The 17,363-nt window shown below is 73.2% G+C and carries 15 protein-coding genes; 13 read left to right on the top strand and 2 right to left on the bottom strand.

The genetic code is table 11. The features are described from left to right. Positions 1 to 21: 21 nt before the first annotated feature. From panD to AMK16_RS01705, 12 genes are all read left to right on the top strand, one after another. On the top strand, positions 22 to 456 hold the full coding sequence (gene panD, locus AMK16_RS01760) for an aspartate 1-decarboxylase (RefSeq protein ID WP_073907599.1): 435 nt from the start codon (positions 22 to 24) through the stop codon (positions 454 to 456). Next, on the top strand, positions 453 to 1,832 hold the full coding sequence (locus AMK16_RS01755; protein ID WP_073907596.1) for a DUF6002 family protein: 1,380 nt from the start codon (positions 453 to 455) through the stop codon (positions 1,830 to 1,832). The genes panD and AMK16_RS01755 overlap by 4 nt, the downstream gene beginning before the upstream one ends. A gap of 46 nt (positions 1,833 to 1,878) precedes the next feature. Then, complete coding sequence (locus AMK16_RS01750) at positions 1,879 to 3,120, top strand: GNAT family N-acetyltransferase (RefSeq protein WP_073907593.1); 1,242 nt, start codon at positions 1,879 to 1,881, stop codon at positions 3,118 to 3,120. Next, positions 3,117 to 4,280 carry a hypothetical protein gene (locus AMK16_RS01745; RefSeq protein WP_073907590.1) on the top strand — a complete coding sequence of 388 codons (1,164 nt, stop codon included), beginning with the start codon at positions 3,117 to 3,119 and terminating at the stop codon, positions 4,278 to 4,280. Before AMK16_RS01750 ends, AMK16_RS01745 begins: the two co-directional genes overlap by 4 nt. After that, on the top strand, positions 4,216 to 5,673 hold the full coding sequence (locus tag AMK16_RS01740) for an aspartate aminotransferase family protein (protein WP_242438518.1): 1,458 nt from the start codon (positions 4,216 to 4,218) through the stop codon (positions 5,671 to 5,673). The genes AMK16_RS01745 and AMK16_RS01740 overlap by 65 nt, the downstream gene beginning before the upstream one ends. Before the next feature lie 101 nt (positions 5,674 to 5,774). Then, positions 5,775 to 6,620, top strand: coding sequence for a methyltransferase domain-containing protein (locus AMK16_RS01735; protein WP_158071196.1), 846 nt, complete (start codon positions 5,775 to 5,777; stop codon positions 6,618 to 6,620). Positions 6,621 to 6,696: 76 nt separating this feature from the next. Next, positions 6,697 to 7,929 (top strand): MFS transporter, encoded by a 1,233-nt coding sequence (locus AMK16_RS01730; protein WP_158071195.1) that lies wholly within the window; start codon positions 6,697 to 6,699, stop codon positions 7,927 to 7,929. 504 nt (positions 7,930 to 8,433) lie between these two features. Beyond that, on the top strand, positions 8,434 to 9,909 hold the full coding sequence (locus tag AMK16_RS01725) for an ATP-binding protein (protein ID WP_242438517.1): 1,476 nt from the start codon (positions 8,434 to 8,436) through the stop codon (positions 9,907 to 9,909). 3 nt (positions 9,910 to 9,912) lie between these two features. Next, positions 9,913 to 10,320: a roadblock/LC7 domain-containing protein gene (locus tag AMK16_RS01720; RefSeq protein ID WP_073907584.1), complete on the top strand. Its 408-nt coding sequence runs from the start codon at positions 9,913 to 9,915 to the stop codon at positions 10,318 to 10,320. Next, positions 10,317 to 10,676: a DUF742 domain-containing protein gene (locus tag AMK16_RS01715; protein WP_073907581.1), complete on the top strand. Its 360-nt coding sequence runs from the start codon at positions 10,317 to 10,319 to the stop codon at positions 10,674 to 10,676. The genes AMK16_RS01720 and AMK16_RS01715 overlap by 4 nt, the downstream gene beginning before the upstream one ends. Then, positions 10,657 to 11,277: a GTP-binding protein gene (locus AMK16_RS01710; RefSeq protein ID WP_073907578.1), complete on the top strand. Its 621-nt coding sequence runs from the start codon at positions 10,657 to 10,659 to the stop codon at positions 11,275 to 11,277. The genes AMK16_RS01715 and AMK16_RS01710 overlap by 20 nt, the downstream gene beginning before the upstream one ends. Beyond that, on the top strand, positions 11,274 to 12,686 hold the full coding sequence (locus AMK16_RS01705; RefSeq protein WP_073907575.1) for a cytochrome P450: 1,413 nt from the start codon (positions 11,274 to 11,276) through the stop codon (positions 12,684 to 12,686). The genes AMK16_RS01710 and AMK16_RS01705 overlap by 4 nt, the downstream gene beginning before the upstream one ends. A 71-nt stretch (positions 12,687 to 12,757) precedes the next feature. Here AMK16_RS01705 and AMK16_RS01700 read toward each other — a convergent pair whose 3' ends face one another. Together AMK16_RS01700 and AMK16_RS01695 are read right to left on the bottom strand one after the other, a co-directional pair. Beyond that, a complete protein-coding gene (locus AMK16_RS01700; protein ID WP_242438516.1) occupies positions 12,758 to 13,918 on the bottom strand; it encodes a terpene synthase family protein in 1,161 nt (386 codons plus the stop codon). Beyond that, entirely contained in the window at positions 13,915 to 14,772 is an 858-nt protein-coding gene (locus AMK16_RS01695) for an SAM-dependent methyltransferase (RefSeq protein ID WP_073907572.1), read from the bottom strand. The genes AMK16_RS01700 and AMK16_RS01695 overlap by 4 nt, the downstream gene beginning before the upstream one ends. A 441-nt stretch (positions 14,773 to 15,213) precedes the next feature. Between AMK16_RS01695 and glgX the strand changes: the two genes are divergently transcribed. Beyond that, a complete protein-coding gene (glgX, locus tag AMK16_RS01690) occupies positions 15,214 to 17,334 on the top strand; it encodes a glycogen debranching protein GlgX (RefSeq protein ID WP_073907569.1) in 2,121 nt (706 codons plus the stop codon). Positions 17,335 to 17,363 lie beyond the last annotated feature (29 nt).

Here is a 17,363-nt window from a genome sequence, read left to right as displayed (position 1 = left end):
CGGCCCCACGAGGAGTCACCCATGCAGCGCACGATGCTCCACAGCAAGATCCACCGCGCCACGGTCACCCAGGCCGAACTGCACTACGTCGGCTCGGTCACCATCGACCGCACCCTCATGGACGCCGCCGACCTCCTGCCCGGTGAGCAGGTCGACATCGTCGACATCGACAACGGGAACCGGCTCACGACCTACGTGATCGAGGGCGAGCGCGACAGCGGCGTCATCGGCATCAACGGGGCGGCCGCACGGCTGATCTCCCCCGGCGACCTCGTCATCATCATCGGGTACCAGGTGGTGGCGGACGAAGAGGCCCGTACGGCCTCCCAGCACGTGGTCTTCGTCGACGAGCGCAACCGCCCGCTCTCCATCGGCCACGACCCCGCCGACGTACCGGACTTCGCGGAGGCCGCCCGGCTGGTGCGCGGCGACGTGGTGGAAGGAGCCCGCCGATGACCACCACCGTCCTGCCCCCGGCGCAGACCCCCGCGACCACCGGCACCCAGTGCCCCCAGGCCCTGACCCACTACGACGAGGAGTTACGCGCGGTCCTCGCGGCGGCGGCGGACGCCCCGGCCCCCGGCGGCGCACACATCGGCGGCTTCGCCCCCGCCTGGGAACTCCCGGCGCCCGGCGCCGACCTGGAACGCTTCTTCGCCCCCTCCGGCATCAGCGCCCACGTCCTGGACGACGACGGCGGCCGGCGGATCGGCCTCCTCAACCTCATGCACAACCCGCGCACCCGGACCACCAAGACGTTCGCCTCCCTCGTCATCGTCACCCGGGCCGTGGCGCACATCCGGCGCACGGGCGAACCCGTCATGATCGTCACGCCGTCCAGCGCCAACAAGGCCACGGCCCTGCGCGACGCGGTCCTGCGCGCCCACGAGTCCGCACTGGTCACCCCCGAACAGCTGCGCATCGTCTGCGTGGTCCCCTCCGGCTCCACCGCCAAGCTCTGGCACGGCGGCCTGGCCGTCGACGACGCCTCCCGCGCGGCGAACCCGCTGGCGGTCCTGCGCACCGAGCAGCCGGGCGACGTCAAACAACTCGCCCGCGCGGTGGTCGACCAGGACGCCCAGGCGCTGTTCGCGGACACGGGCATCCGCCTGTGGCACTCGCTGGACCTGCGCAACTACATGGTGGCCGATGCCGTACGCGCCCTGTTCGAACGCGACTTCCTGCCCGCCGGGGCACGCACCCACGCCCATTCCGTCTCCAGCGCCTTCGGCCTGCTGGGACACTTCCACGGCCAGCAGTGGCACACCGGCAGGCAATGGCCGGGCGTCGGAGGCCAGTACTTCCTGGTGCAGCACCTGGGCACGCCGGACATGGTCGCCAGCCTGTACCACGGCCGTTTTGACCACCGCCCCAGCTGGGTGTCCCGCGACGGACTGTTCCACCAGGACCAGGACCCGCACTTCCCGCAGGTCGCCCACGACCCCGGCGAGCAACTGGACGCCACCTTCTACACGCACACCCCGGCCACCTCCCCGCGGATGAACGAGATCATCGCCCGGCAGGGGGGCGGGGGAGTGGTCGTCTCCCTCATGGAGTGCCTGCAGCGCTACCCGCGCATCCGCCACATGCTGGCACCGCACGGCGTCCACCTGCCCGCCGACCCCCGGGACCTGCGCGAATGGTCCCTGGTGATGGCCCTCACCGGAGTCCTGAACGGCATCGACCGCGGCCTGATCGCCACCGAGGAGATCCTCGTCCACGGCTCGGGCTCCTACGGCGCCGAGGACTTCCGCGCCGCCGACCCGCGCCACCTGCGCCACATCGCGTCCCTGGACGACCTGCGCCAGGTGGTCCGCGCCGCCGCGGCCTGAGTCCGCGCCGACGCCGGCACCGCCCCTCCATGCCCGGGAGTCCCCTGTGTCCGCTGCACCCGCTCCGACGAAGTCACCCCGTGCCGCCACCCCGCCCCCGCCCCGCGCGGCCGGCGGGGCGGCCCCCGGGCCCGCCGCCGCCCGCGCCCGCCTGGCGTACGCGTGGAACAACAGCCCCGGACCCGGCTGGCGCACGCTGCGGGGCCTGTACGACAGCGCCCCGCGGACCGTGCCCGTGACGGTGTCCCGGGCGGGATCGGGCCCCGCCATCGCCTACCTGGGACTGCCCCAGGGCGAGGCGAACATCCTCCAGCTGCTCGAACACCAGCGGTCCCGCACGGCGGACGGGCCCCTCCGCCGCGAGAGCGGCCGCACCAGTCTGCGGGACCTCGCCGCCGGCCACTGGCCCGACGCGGACATCGTCGTGGTCGGCGCCCAGGCCCGGCAGCTGGAACGGCTGCCGACCGCGGCCGCCCTCACGGCACCGTTCCGCGTCCACCTCGTGGTGGACGTACCGCCCTGCGCCGAAGAACTCGACCGCCGGACATCGCGCCGCGAACGCTGGGAGTTCCGGCGCAACCAGCGCGAGCACGACTGGGTCCTGGAGGAGGACGCCTCCCCCGAGGCCTTCGACTTCTTCTACCGGACCATGCACGCACCGACGATGCGCCGCCGTCACGGCGACCGCAGCCGTAGCGAGAACCCGGCCGTGGCCCGGCACGCCATCCTCCGCCAGGGCACCCTGATGTTCGTCACGTCCGGCGGAGTGCGCGTCGCGGGCGTCCTGTGCCACTGGTCCCGGGACCGGCGCACCCTGACCACCCGGCTGCTCGGCGTCCGCGACGGCGCCCAGAAGCACTACGACGAGGGCGCGTTCAAGGCCGTCTACCACCTGCTCCTGCGGTGGGCCGCCGAGAACCGGGTCGAACACGTCGACTTCTTCGGCACCGAAGCCTTCCTCAGCAAGGGCATCTTCCAGTGGAAGCGCAAGTTCGGCCCCCGCGTGACCCTGCCCCCCAACCACTTCTCCGACAAGCGCATCCGGCTCTACGTCCGCCGGGACACGCCCCCGACCCGCGACTTCCTCGTCGCCAACCCGCTCCTCGGCATCGAACCCGGCCCCCACGGGCCCCACGGGCCCCTGTTGGTCCCCACCTACTTCACCGACTCCACCAGGCCGCCCCGGTCGGACATCAGCGCCCGCTGCCCGGGACTGCCCGAGCCCCGCCTCGTCGACCTCGACGCCTTCCTCGCCCCCCTGGCCACACCGCCCGGGACACGGACATGAGCCCCCCGCTCGTCGCCGTCACCGGCACCGGGGCGTTCTCGGCCGCCCTGGTCCGCGCCCTGGCCCGCCATCCCCACCCGCTGCGCCTGCACGTACTGAGCCGGGACGCGGACCGCGCCCGGGACCTGGCCGACCTCGCGCGCGACCACGCCTTCCTGGCCGGGACTCCCGCCGTGTGCACCGCCGGCCTCCTGGACCTGCGCGATCCCGACCGACCGCGGCGCCTGCTGGCCGCACTGCGCCCCGATGTCCTCGTCGTGGCCGGCTCCGAACAGTCGCCGGCCGAGGGACGGGCCGCGCCCTCCGCCTGGACGGACCTGCTGGCCCGGGCCGGCTTCGGCCTCACCCTGCCCCTGCAGGCCGGGGCGGCCCGGACCCTGGCCGCCGCCTGCGCCGAGGGGAGTCCCGCCGCCACCGTCGTCAACGCGTGCTTCCCCGACGCCGTCAACCCCCTCCTGCACTCCGCCGGACTGCCCGTGACGTGCGGACTGGGCAACGTCGCCACTCTGGCCGCCGCACTGTCCGCCCGGCTGGCCCTGTCCGACCAGCAGCGCCTGCACCTGCTCGCCCACCACGCCCACCTGCACGCCCCCGCCGAGCCGGCCGACGACGCCCGCGGCTGGCTCGACGGGAGCCCGATCGCGGACCTGCCGTCCCTGCTCGGCCCGGTACGCTCCCGGCCGCGCCCCCACCTCAACGAGGTCGGCGCCGCCGCGGGCGCCGCCGTCGTCGCGGCGCTGGCCGGCGCCGGCCCCGACCACGCCGGCCACCTCCCGGGCCCGAACGGACTCCCCGGCGGCTATCCGGTGACGGTCGGCCACCGCGAGGTGCGGCTGCGCCTGCCCGACGGCCTCCCGCGCGAGCGGGCGGTGGCCTGGAACCTGCGCCGCGCCGAACTCGACGGCGTGGTCGTCGGGGTGGACGGCACCGTCTGGGCGATGCCCGCGGCCCTGGCAGCCCTGCGGGCCCACTGGCCCGACGCCCCCCGCACCTACGGCCCCCGCGACCTGGACTCCGTACGCGACCGGCTGCTGCGCCTGCGCGGCCGCCTGCGGACCCTGCCCGCCCTCCCGCCCGCAGAAAGCACCCACCACCATGATCTCGAGCAAACCGACCCGCGACGCCCCCGCCCCGCGACCCTCCGTACGACACCGCACTGACGGCGCCGACAGCACCACGGCCGACGGCGCCAGCGGGCCCGGCACCCCCAGCGACAGCGGCGCCGGCCCTCACATCGGCGACCGGGCCGGCGCCGACAGCGCCGCCGGCCCGGGGCCGGACACGCTGTCCGCGCGTCACCGCCGCGTCATGCCGGGCTGGGTCACCCCCTACTACGACCACCCCCTGGCCCTCGCCCACGGCAGCGGACGCCACGTCACCGACACCGAAGGCCACACCTACCTCGACTTCTTCGCGGGCATCCTCACCAATTCGCTCGGCTACGACCTGCCCGAATTCCGCGAAGCCCTCCAGCGGCAGCTCGCCACCGGGCTGACCCACACCTCCACCCTCTACCTCATCGAGGCGCAGGTCCGGCTCGCGGAACGGCTGGCAGAGCTGTCCGGACTCTCCGATCCCGCCGTCTTCCTCGTCAGTTCCGGCACCGAGGCCAACGACGCGGCGTTGCTCGCGGCGCTCTGCCGGGCCGGGAACAACCACGTCGTCGCCCTCCGCGACGGCTACCACGGCCGCTCCCTTACCACCACCGCGGTCACGGGCCTGCCCGGCTGGCGCCCCAGCCCCTACTCGCCGCTGCGGGTGACGCCGGCCGACAACGGCGCCGTCCGCCCCGGGCAGACCCGTACCGCCGCCGACGACGAGAGCGCCGTCGAGGCGGTGCGCGCCGCCCTGGAGAGCGAAGGTGCTGCCGCCGCCCTCATCGTGGAACCCGTCCAGGGGCTCGGCGGGTTCCACACGCCGCCCTCGGCCCTGCTGCGCCGCTATGAGGAACTGGTACGCGACGGCGGAGGCGTTCTGATCAGCGACGAGGTGCAGACCGCCTGGGGCCGGACCGGACGGGGCTGGTGGGGATACGAGCTCCACGGACTGCGCCCCGACGCCCTCACCTTCGCCAAGGGCATCGCGGGAGGCCTGCCCATGGGCGGCCTCGTCGCCGACCGCGCGCTGATGGACAGCCTGACCGGCAAGTCCATCTCCACCTTCGGGGGCAACCCCCTCTCCTGCACCGCCGCCCTCGTCACGCTCGACGTCATCCGCGACCGCGACCTCCTGCGCAACGCCGACCGGATCGGAGCGCTCCTGCTGTCCGGGCTGCGCGCCCTCGAAGACCGCGAACCCCACGTCACCTCCGCGCGGGGCCACGGTCTGATGCTGGCCGTCGACCTGGTCGAACCCGGCAGCGGCGAACCGGCCCCCGGGACGGCGCGCGCGTTCGTCTCCGCGTGCCGTGACCTGGGGCTGCTGATCGGGATGGGCGGGCCGCACGGCAACTGCCTGCGCATCGCCCCGCCGCTGACCGTGACGGCAGAGGAAGCCCGCGCCGCGGGCGCCGTCCTGGAACAGGCGGCGGCCGCCACCCGCCCCGCCGGATGAGCTGCCGGCCGACACCGGGCCCGCCGCCCTCCCCGCACCGTTCCCCGCCGACAGGCCGCCCCCGAACGTCCCGCAGCACGCGGACATCCAAGGAGCCCCGCATGACCATGGCAGACAAGTACCTGATGGGAGCCGCCACCAGCGAGCTGGACCGCATGCTCTTCCAGGGCGAGATGTTCCGGCCGGAGGCCGAGCGGCTCCTGGACCGCTGCGGACCCGGCCCGGGCGGACGCGCCGTCGACATCGGCTGCGGGCCGCTGGGCATCCTGGACATGCTCTCGGAACGGGTGGGACCCGGCGGCGAAGTGGTCGGGCTCGACGTGCAGCCCGAGATGCTCGACCTCGCGCGCCGGCTCGTCACCGAGCGCGCACTGGACAACGTCCGGCTGGTGGAGGGCGACGCCGCCGCCGCCCCGGAGGAGAGGGGCGCCTTCGACTTCGTCCACACCCGGCTGGTGCTCATGAACGTGCCGCACTCCACCGACGTGCTGTCCGCCATGGTGGCCCTGGCCCGTCCCGGCGGAACCGTCGCGGTGCAGGACGTCGACTGGGTCTCCCGCGTGTGCGACCCGCCCCACCCCGCCTGGACCGGGCTCGTCGACCTCATCGCCGAACTGTGGCGGCTCAGCGGCATGGATGTCCACCTGGGCCGGCGCCTGCCGCGCCTGTTGCGCGGGGCCGGGCTCACCGACATCGGCGTCGACGCGGGCATCAGGGTCTTCCAGCACGACCACCCCTACCAGACGCTCCTGGTGGACCGGGCCGAACTGTGCCGCGACGCCCTGGTGGAGCGCGGGCTGACCGGACACGCCGAACTCGACCGCCTGACCGGGGAACTGCGCGACCACCTGGCGCGGCCCGACACCGTCGTCGTGCACCCCATCCTGTTTCAGGCGTGGGGCCGCGTCCCGGGCGGTCCGGCGGCAAAGGCCCTGCCGCAGGGCTGATTCCGCCGGCGCGGAACGGGAAACGGATCACCGGAGTCGCGAGGGCGTGACGCGGACATCGACAGAGGGACATGGCGTGGACAAGGGACGCATCGTGCGACGGCTCCTGACCGGCCAGGGGGTGAACGGGTTCGGCGACGGGCTGTGGTTCAGCATCTGGGCGATCTATCTCACCCAGATCCGGCACATCCCGGCCGGGAACATGGGTCTGGCGATGGGCATCGGCGGTCTCCTCGGCCTGTTCGCCGCCGTCCCCATCGGCGTGGCGGCCGAACGCCGGGGCCCGCGCGAGGTGCTGTGCACGGTCATCGTCCTGCGCGGTCTGGCGATGGTCGCCTACGTCTTCGTCGGCGGATTCTGGTCCCTGCTCCTGGTGACCACGTTCTTCTCCTCGGTGCAGAGTTCCGGCGTCGGCGTCCGCGTCACCCTGGTCTACGGGCTGATGCCGGCCGAGGACCGGGTCAGGGTGCTGGCACAGGGACGCGTGGTCCAGCACATCGCCTACGCCGCCGGTGCCGGCGGCGCCATGCTGGTCCTCGCCAGCGAGGAGCCGGCGGTCTTCGTCGCGGCCGTCCTGGTCGACGCGGTCGCGCTCCTGCTCACCGCCGCCCTGACGATGATCGTCCCCTCGGTCCCGCCGGTGCCGCGGGAGCGGCGGCGCTCCGGGACCCAGGCGCTGCGGGACCTGCCGTACGTGGCCATCATGAGCAGCACGGCCCTGCTGTCCCTGTGCTGGGCCCTGCTGGCCACCGGGCTCCCGCTGTGGATCGCGCAGGACACCCGCGCCCCCCTGTGGACGGCCGGCCTGGCCGTGGTGGTGAGTTCGGTGTCGATCGCCGTCTTCCAGGTGCGGGTCAGCCGACGCGCGGTGGGGATCCCCGAAGCCGTCCGGGCGAGCCGGATCTCCGCCGTGGCGCTCGCCGCCTGCTGCGTGATCTTCGCGGCCGCCGCCTGGACCCGCTCGCCCCTCCTCGCCACCGGCGTGATCATCGCGGGGATGGGTGCGCACGTGGTGGCGGAGCTCTACTACGTCTCCTCCCGGTGGGGGCTGTCCCTCGGGCTGATGGCCACCAACGCCGAGGGGCAGTACCAAGGGGTCACCGCCAGCACCGAGGCGGCCGTCGTGGCACTGGGCCCCGCCCTGGTCACCTCGCTGGTCACCGGTCTCAGCGAGGCCGGCTGGATGATCCTGGCCGGCCTGTTCGTCCTGTCGGCGGTGCCGGTGGGAGCCCTCGCGCGCCGGGCCGGACGCGATGGCTTCCGGGCGGGACCGGCCGCCCACCGACCCGCGCAGGGCGTCAAGACCTGAGGCCCGCGAAGCCTTGGGGAGCCCGTCCGCCGCCGCTGCGCCGCGCCCCGGCCGCCACTGGGTCGCCCCCGCCACACTGACCCCCGCCACGCTGACCTGCGACCCGGCATCCTCACGGGCATCCTGCGGGGCGCCCGCCGGCGCGCTTATAGCGCACTTGCGGCCGGTACACCACTTCCGAACACATCAATTGCGGCTGGAATTAGACGGAATAAAAGTTCGAATTTCCCTGTCGCATACGGTCCGGCACGCGGTCCACCTCCCACTACTCCGCGGCCCACCGTGCGCGGATCCCCGCCGGCTCCGGAATTCCGCGTTGGCAATGGCGCGTAACAGGTCCTCCGGTCCGATGAACTCCGACGAAAGCCCGCGTGCGGGCAGTTGGCCGTAGTTAAGCTCCCGCCCACCGGTCAGAAGATCTCTTCTTTCGATGGTTCGAGGACGCCGATGGAGCAAAAAGATATTCCACCCGAAGCCGCTCGCCCGGGGGTGGGGACGAGCCGGATGCCGGCCGCCGCCGCGGCCGTCGCCGCCGCCTGCGTGGCCGGGGCGCTCGCGTCCTCCTCGGAACCGTTCCGCACCGCCTGGATCGCCGTCGGGGCCGCCTGCACCGCCGTGCTCTTCGTCGAAGCGGTGCGGCGCGGCCGCGCCCTCACCGCCCGGCTCGCCGAGCTGGCGGCGCTCAAGCACACCCTGGCCCGGCAGGAGACCGAGGCGGTGCGCCTGTCCCAGGTGGTGCTCACCGAGGCCATCGAGCGGCTGCGCAGGGGTGAGCTGCCCGAAGACGTCCTCACCTCACTGGGCGGGCGCGGCGGACAGGGCACCCGCTGGGGCGACGACGGTGCGCTGACCCCGCGCTTCAGGGGCGCCCTCCAGGCCGTGCTGGCCCACGTCATCGACGCGGTCGACAACGAGGAGAGCCTGCGCGACTCGGCCCAGCGGGCCTTCGTCAACATCGCCCGCCGCGTGCAGGCGATCGTCCACCAGCAGGCGCACGAGATGCGCGAGATGGAGGACCGGCACGGCCACAACCCCGACGTCTTCGGCGACCTCCTGCGCCTGGACCACGGCACCGCCCTGATCGGCCGGCTCGCCGACTCCATCTCGGTCCTCGGCGGCGCGCGGCCCGGCCGGCAGTGGAGTCGCGCCGTCACCCTGTACAGCGTGCTGCGCGGCGCCATGTCGAGGATCATCGACTACCAGCGGGTGGAGCTCCACTCGGTGTCCGAGGTCGCCGTCGTCGGCCCGATCGTGGAACCGCTGATCCACACCCTCGCGGAACTGCTGGACAACGCCACCCGGTACTCGCCGCCGCACACACGGGTCCACCTCACGGCCGTCGAGGTGCAGTCGGGCATCGCCGTGGAGATCGAGGACGGCGGGCTGAGCATGAGCGAAGAGGCCCGCAGACGGGCCGAGCGGATGCTGGCGCAGGCGCAGTCCGGCATCGACCTCAACGACCTGGGCGAGACCCCGAGGCTCGGTCTCGCGGTCGTCGGCCGGCTGGCGCAGGCCTACGGGTTCCAGGTCTCCCTGCGCTCCTCCGCGTACGGCGGTGTCCGCGCGGTCGTCATCGTGCCGCAGCACCTGATCACCATGGCGTCCGCCGCGACGGGCCTCGCCCACGGCATCGGCTCCTCCTCGGGGCCCAGGGCCGTGGCCCCGGCGCCGCGCGAGCAGCCCGGCGACCGCTCGGGGGCCGGCGTGCCCGTGCCCCGGCCGGTCGCGGCCCCCGCCCCCAGGCCGGTGCCCGTCACCGGCGGGCCGGCCGCCGATCGCAGCGCGAACGGGCTGCCGCAGCGCCGCCGCAAGGACCGTGCCACCACCTCCGACGCCCGGCCGGCCGTACAGCCGTACTCGGCCCAGGACCCCGGCCCCGGCATGTGGCTGGAGGCGTTCCACAGCGGACTGTCCGGCGCACCCGGCCAAGACGCCCAGGACGCCCAGGACGCGTCGGGTTCAGCGACCAAAGGGGCGTAAACGATGATGACTCAGCGAAGCAGCATGGACTGGATGCTCAAGGACCTGGCCGCCGGAGTGCCGCAGACGCGGCACGTGATCGTACTGTCCGCGGACGGCCTCTGCGTGGCGCAGTACGGGGCCGAGACCGACACCGCCGACCGCCTGGCGGCGGCCTGCGCGGGCCTGCAGAGCCTCGCCGGAGCGGTCGCCGCCGAACTGCCCCGCTCCGAGGGCAGGATGCGCCTGGTCGTGATCGAGATGGACGGCGGCTTCTTCTACCTGATGGCCGCCGGCGACGGCTCCTACCTCGCGGTCCTCGCCGACGAGGGAGTCGACGCGGGCCTGATGGGTGCACAGATGCGCAACCTGGTGTCCCGGATGGGGGACCACCTGAGCAGCCCACCGCGACATGACGGGCAACCCGCGTGAGTGAACCGCCCGCAAGCTGGGAGGACAGCAGTCCGGAACGGCTCTACGTCATCACCGGCGGACGCAGCGGGCCTTCCACCGCCGTCCACCTGGATCTCGTGACCCTGGTCGTGGCCAAGGCGGCCGCCCGGTCCGGGATGCAGCCCGAACAGGCGGCCATCCTGCGGATGTGCCAGTCACCGCTGTCGGTGGCCGAGATCGCCGCGTACGCCGGTCTGCCCGTGAGCGCCGTCACCGTGCTGGTCGGTGACCTGATGGCCGCTCGGCGCGTGCAGGTCCGCCCGCCCGTTCCCGCCGCACAGCTACCCGACCTTGCTCTGATCGAGGCAGTGATCGATGGACTTCAGAAACTCTGACGCGCCCGCCGGGCCGCGCGATGCGGACATACTGCCGCAGACGGCGGCGGCCGCCGTCAAGGTCGTCGTCGTCGGCGGCTTCGGCGTGGGCAAGACGACGATGGTGGGCGCGGTCAGCGAGATCAAACCGCTGACCACCGAGGAGACGATGACCCAGGCCGGCATAGGCGTCGACGACACCCGGGGCGTGGCACGCAAGACCACCACGACCGTGGCCATGGACTTCGGCCGCATCAGCGTCAACGACGAACTGGTCCTGTACCTGTTCGGGACACCCGGGCAGGAGCGCTTCTGGTTCCTCTGGCGCGGGCTCTTCGAAGGCGCGCTCGGCGCGGTCGTCCTCCTCGACACCCGCCGGCTGGAGATCAGCTTCGACGTCATCGGACGGCTGGAGGAGCGGGGCGTCCCCTTCGTCGTCGCCGTCAATTCTTTCCCCGGCGCCCCCGATCACCCGCTGGAGGACCTGCGCGAGGCGCTCGATCTGCCCCCCGCCGTACCGATCGTCGTCTGCGACGCCAGACGACGGGACTCCTCCCGCGATGTCCTGCTGACCCTCATGCGCTACCTGCACTCCCAGGCAGCGACCCAGGAGGCAATGTGAGCACCCACCCCACCCCTCCGCCCGAGTGCCCCGCCCACACGGCGGGAGCCTGGGGCGGCCTGTACCGCCTCCACGGCCCGGAGGCGCAGACCGACCCCCTGGGGCTGTACGAGAAGCTGCGGGCCGAGCACGGGCCGGTTGCCCCCGTGCTGGTCAGCGGCGACCTCCGGGCGTGGCTGGTCCTCGGCCACCGGGAGAACCTGGAGGTGGCGCGCACCCCGTCGCGCTTCGCCCGCGACCCCCGGGGCTGGCGCGACATGAAGGAGGGCCGGGTACCGCCCGACACCCCGCTCGGCCCCATGGTCACCTGGGGGCCCGTGTGCAACTTCACCGACGGGCCCGTCCACGAGCGGCTGCGCGGAGCCGTGGTGGAGTCCCTGGAGCGCTTCGACAAGCGCGGCATCCGCCGCTACGTGACCCGCTTCGCCAACCAGCTCGTCGACCGGATCGCGGCCGACGGGTACGCCGATCTGGTCGCCGCCTTCTCCGACCAGCTCCCCATGCTGGTCATGACGCAGCTCGTCGGAGCGCCCGACGAACACGGACCCATGCTGGTCAACGCGGCACGCGACATGCTCCAGGGAACCGCGACGGCCCTCCAGAGCGACCGCTACGTCACCACGACGCTGGAGCAGCTGGTCGTGGAGCGCAAGGCCCAGCCGGCTCGTGACCTGGCCTCCTGGCTGCTCGAACACCCCGCGAACCTGAGCGACACCGAAGTGCTGATGCACCTGCGCGTCGTCCTGATCGCGGCCTACGAGACCACTGCCAACCTCATCGCCAACACACTGCGGACCGTACTGACGGACCCGCGCTTCCGCGCGAGCCTCTCCGGCGGCCACATGACCCTGCCCGACGCCCTGGAGCAGGTCCTGTGGGACGACCCGCCCATCAACACGATCATCGGACGGTGGGCCACCGGAGACACCCTGCTCGGCGACCAGCAGGTGAAGGCCGGCGACATGCTCCTGCTCGGCCTGGCCGCGGGCAACGTCGATCCGCAGATCCGGCCCGATCCCGCCGCCTCCGTCCTCGGCAACCGCTCCCACCTGGCCTTCGGCAGCGGACCGCACGAGTGCCCCGGCCAGGACGTCGGCCGGGCGATCGCCGACACCGGGATCGAGGTCCTGCTGGACCGGCTGCCCGACCTCCAGCTGGCGGTCGACGCGGGCGAACTCCAGTGGCGCGGCACCCTCATGTCGCGCCACCTGCTGTCGCTGCCGGTACGGTTCGCTCCGCGACCGGTGCCACAAGCACCACCCCAGCCGCCCGAGACGGCCGGGCACCCCGTGCAGCCGTCTGCCCCGCCGCGGCACGCCCTGATCCCGCCGCAGCCGACGCAGGCCCCCACGGTCGCCGGCCACCGGCGCGGCGTCAGCTGGTGGCGCCGCCTGCTCGGCCGCCGCTGACGCGGGCCTCCCGCTCCGAGGGCCCCGGCCGCACGGCGGTTCCAGGGGCCCTCGGAGGCATGTCGTGCCGGTCAGTTGCGCACCCAGCGCCACCAGGAGGCGAGGGCCGGCAGATCCGGCGGCCCGGTCCGGGTGTCACTGGGCACGTCGGTGAACCGGATGGCGAACCGGGCCTGGGCTTGCGGGAGTTCGAACCGGTTGCGCGGACTGGCGTAACGGGGGGCCCGGCTCTGCCATGCGATGCAGCCGGCGACGTAGTGCCCCAACGCCGAGAGATGGCAGCGCAGTTCCTCGTCCGCGCCCTGCTCCAGCCTCGTCCGCAGCGCGGTGAACAGGACCATCACCCGGTCGCGCAGGCCCACGGCGAGCGGCACCGCCTCGGCGGGGGAGCAGTCCTCCTGTGCGGCGAGGACATTGACGAGGTTCACCTCGCGCGGCTCCAGGTGGTCGTCCTTGTCGTAGGAGAACAGGTCGTTGTCCGCGCTGACGACGAAACCGGCCGCATCCGTCAGCGCCGTCAGGGGCGGCGAGCAGAGCACGTCCGGCGGCAGCCGGTTCCCGCGGACGACGTCGGACCAGGTGAGCGAGAAGCGCGTACCGTTCGCCAGCGGTCCCATGGCGACGAAGTCGTTCAGCGCGGGCATGGTGCCCGTCCCCGCCTGCGCGGCCCGCCATGCCGCCCCGAGCAGCCAGTCCCGTGTCCCCTCGGTGAACCTGCGCAGTTCGAAGGGGCCGAGCGCGGCATGGGTGCGGTGCACCAGGTCCACCAGCGCGCGCGTCATGGGACCGTCGGGCAGGACGGACACCCCCGGGTCCTCGATGGTCCGCAGGAGCCGTACGCCGTGCTCGACGACGGCATCGGTCCCCACCTCGTCGGAGCCGGAATCCTGCCAGTCGTCGACGGCGTTGGCCCAGTAGTTCCACTGGGTGAACAGCAGCAGGGCCTCCGCGTTCCCGCTCGGGATGATGCGGGAGGAGAAGTCGGCGCTGCGGGTGGCGAGACCCCACGCGCGCTCCACCGGATCGGGGTACAGGCCGAAGCCGTCCAGCCACTCGACCGCCCGGGCCTCCACCTCCTTCGCCGCGGGATGGACGAGGCCGCGCTCCAAGGGGCAGTAGAAGGCGGGCAGCCGCGCACCGAGCCGGGAGGGACGCAGGCCGGGCGGGGAGGGACGCACGCCGGGCGGGGAGGGACGCGCGCCCCCCAGGGAAGCGGCGGCGTGCGCGGTCACCGGCCGCCCCGGAGCCGGAAGCGCAGCAGCCGCGTCTCCACCGCGTGGTCGCGCCAGAGCCGGAAGAACGTGCTGTGCGCGATCGTCGACTGCTCCAGCCGTTCGGCGCTCCAGGCACCCGGTTCACCGCCGGCTCCCGCCCGGATCCGGTCGAGCTCCGCGGTGTTCCACGCCATGGACTGCACCCAGAACTCCGCCACCGAGCCGGTCACGTCCTCGTCCTGCACCAGCTCGAAGCCGGCCGCCTCGGCCGCGACGAGGTAGTCGTCACGGGTGGCCAGCCGCGTCCTGTAGTAGCCGTCGATGAAGTCGGACCATTCGGTGCGGCACAGGAAGTGTTCCTGGATCCCGAACCATCCGCCGGGCTCCAGCGCCCGGCCGACGACCTCGAAGAGGCGGGCTCGGTCGGTGTAGCCGCTGCTCTCGTTGGCGTAGGCGGCGTCGTAGGCACGGATCTCGTCCAGGTCGTGCACATCGGCCAGGACGGGTTCCACCCGGTCACCGACCCCTGCCTGGCGGGCGAAGTGCCGGACGATCGGCAGGTGCTGCGCCGCGACGGTGAGGCCGGTGACCGACGACCCGTGCTCCTGCGCCCAGTAGAGCGAGGTGCCGCCCAGTCCGCAGCCGATGTCCAGGACCCGGCGGGGCGGCGCCTCGCAGGCGCCCCACGACCGGGCCGCGTGCCCGACTATCCGCTCCTGCGCGTCCAGCAGCCGCTGCTGCAGCACGCCCTGGGCGACGGTGGTGGGAGGCGGTGGGCCGTCGGGATACAGCCCCACGTGGAAGTGCACGCGCGGGCCCGGGCCGTACTTGTGGAGGATCTCCTGTGTCTTGCGGCTGTAGTAGAGGCGCACGGGATCGTCCGCTGTCGAGCCCCGGTCGCGGCCTAAGGACGACACGAGTGGTGTGACGCGCATGGGATGTCCGCCCTTTCGTGGGGTGGGGCTGGTCTCCGGGACGCGCTGGCGCCGCTCTCATCGCGTCCGGACCGGCACACTGTTGAAGCACGGACCATCGTGGCACTCACAGGGCCCCCACGTCAGCCCACTGGGCAGCGCGGGGCGGATCCGGTCGCTACGGCGGGCGCGTGGGCGCGCGGGCGCGCGCGACCGGCGCCGGGGCGTTTTCGCGCCCCCGTTCCCGCCCGGCGCCCGCCGCACCTGGTGCCGCGGTGCACGTCGCCTCCGCGGGCGGTGACGCGACGCCCCGGCGCGCCGCACGACGCAGCGGCGCGGCGGCGCACGGGAGGGTGCGGATACCCGGCGGGGCGCCCCCTCCCGTGCTTACCTTCCTGCATGGAGATCTCCGCAGGACGCCCCTATCCCCTCGGCGCGACGTACGACGGTTGTTCGGGCACGAACTTCGCCCTGTTCTCCGACTGCGCCGAGAAGGTCGAGCTCTGCCTGATCGGCGAGGCCGGTACCGAGCAGCGGATCGCGCTGCCCGAGGTGGACGGCGGCGTGTGGCACGGCCGCGTCACCGGCATCGGCCCCGGGCAGCGCTACGGCTACCGCGTCCACGGCCCCTGGAACCCGGCGGAGGGGCTGCGCTGCAACCCGGCCAAGCTCCTGCTCGACCCCTACGCGCGGGCCGTCGACGGCCAGATCGACGGGGATCCCGCCCTGACGGGGCACGACGCCGAGGACCCGGACCGCCCCGACGGCCGCGACAGCCTCGGCCACGTACCGCTCGGCGTCGTCACGGGCGGCGAGTTCGACTGGGAGGGTGACACACATCCCGGCCACGCCTTCCACGACTCGGTCATCTACGAGGCCCACGTCAAGGGCCTGACGAGCCGCCATCCCGATGTGCCGGCGGAACTGCGCGGCACCTACGCCGGGGTCGCGCACCCGGCCGTCGTGGAGCACCTGAAGGAACTGGGCGTCACGGCGATCGAGCTGATGCCGGTGCACCAGTTCACCCAGGACGGCTTCCTCACCGACCAGGGCCTGTCGAACTACTGGGGCTACAACACCATCGGCTACTTCGCCCCGCACAACGCCTACGCCTCCACGGGCAGCCCCGGCGGCCAGGTCACCGAGTTCAAGGCCATGGTCAAGGCCCTGCACCGGGCGGGCATCGAGGTCATCCTCGACGTCGTCTACAACCACACGGCCGAGGGCAACGACAAGGGCCCCACCCTGTCCTTCCGGGGCATCGACAACCCCTCCTACTACCGCCTGGCCGACGACAGCCCGGCCCACTACTTCGACACCACCGGAACCGGCAACAGTCTGCTGATGCGGCATCCGGCCGTCCTCCAGCTGATCATGGACTCACTGCGGTACTGGGTCACCGAGATGCACGTGGACGGATTCCGGTTCGACCTCGCCGCCACCCTCGCGCGCCAGTTCCACGAGGTGGACAAGCTGTCCGCCTTCTTCGACATCGTCCACCAGGATCCTGTCATCAGCCGCGTCAAGCTCATCGCGGAACCCTGGGACATCGGCGAAGGCGGCTACCAGGTGGGCAACTTCCCCGCCCTGTGGAGCGAGTGGAACGGCCGCTACCGGGACGCCGTGCGGTCCTTCTGGCGCGGCGACCCCTCCTCCCTACCCGAGTTCGCGGCCCGGATCGCCGGATCCGCCGACCTCTACCAGTCCGACCGCCGCCGCCCCCGCGCGGGCATCAACTTCATCACCGCGCACGACGGCTTCACCCTGCGGGACCTGGTCTCGTACAACGACCGCCGCAACGAGGCCAACGGCGAGGGCGGACGCGACGGCGAGAGCGACAACCGCTCCTGGAACTGCGGCGCGGAAGGCCCCACCGACGACCAGGGCGTCCTGGCCCTGCGCGCCCGCCAGCAGCGCAACATGCTGGCCACCCTGTGCCTCTCGCTGGGGGTGCCGATGATCTCCCACGGCGACGAGCTGGGCCGCACGCAGCAGGGCAACAACAACGTGTACTGCCAGGACAACGAACTCTCCTGGATCGACTGGGACCTCGACCCCGCCGGCACCGAGCTCCTGGCCTTCGCCCGGCGGGCCCTCGCCCTGCGCCGAGACCAGCCCGTGCTGCGCCGGCGCCGCTTCCCGCAGGGAGCGCCCACGGACGCGGCCGCACCCGAGGCCGACATCGTGTGGCTGCGGCCCGACGGCGACTGCATGACGCAGGAGGACTGGGACCGCCCCGACGCCCGCAGCATCACCGTCTACCTGTGCGGGGACCGGGACACCGACGGCACCGCCCGGGACGCGCGCCCGGACTCCCTGCTGCTGATGTACAACGCCGCCGACGAGGACACCGTCTTCCGTCTGCCGCCCGCCGCCTACGGTGAGCGCTGGACGGTGGCCCTGGACACCTCCCCGGAAGGTGACGACGCGGACGACGAGAGCGAGCTCAAGGCGACGGCGGCGACGGTGCTGGCGGCCCGCAGCATGCGTGTCCTGCGCCGCCCGGCCGTGAAGCCGTAGGGGGCGCCCCCTACGGACATGCGGGCCGG

It is taken from the genome of Streptomyces sp. CB00455, assembly GCF_001905445.1.
In the GTDB taxonomy this organism is placed as follows: domain Bacteria; phylum Actinomycetota; class Actinomycetes; order Streptomycetales; family Streptomycetaceae; genus Streptomyces.
Note: the sequence above shows the minus strand (reverse complement) of the source record. Positions and strands in the feature narration are given on the sequence as shown.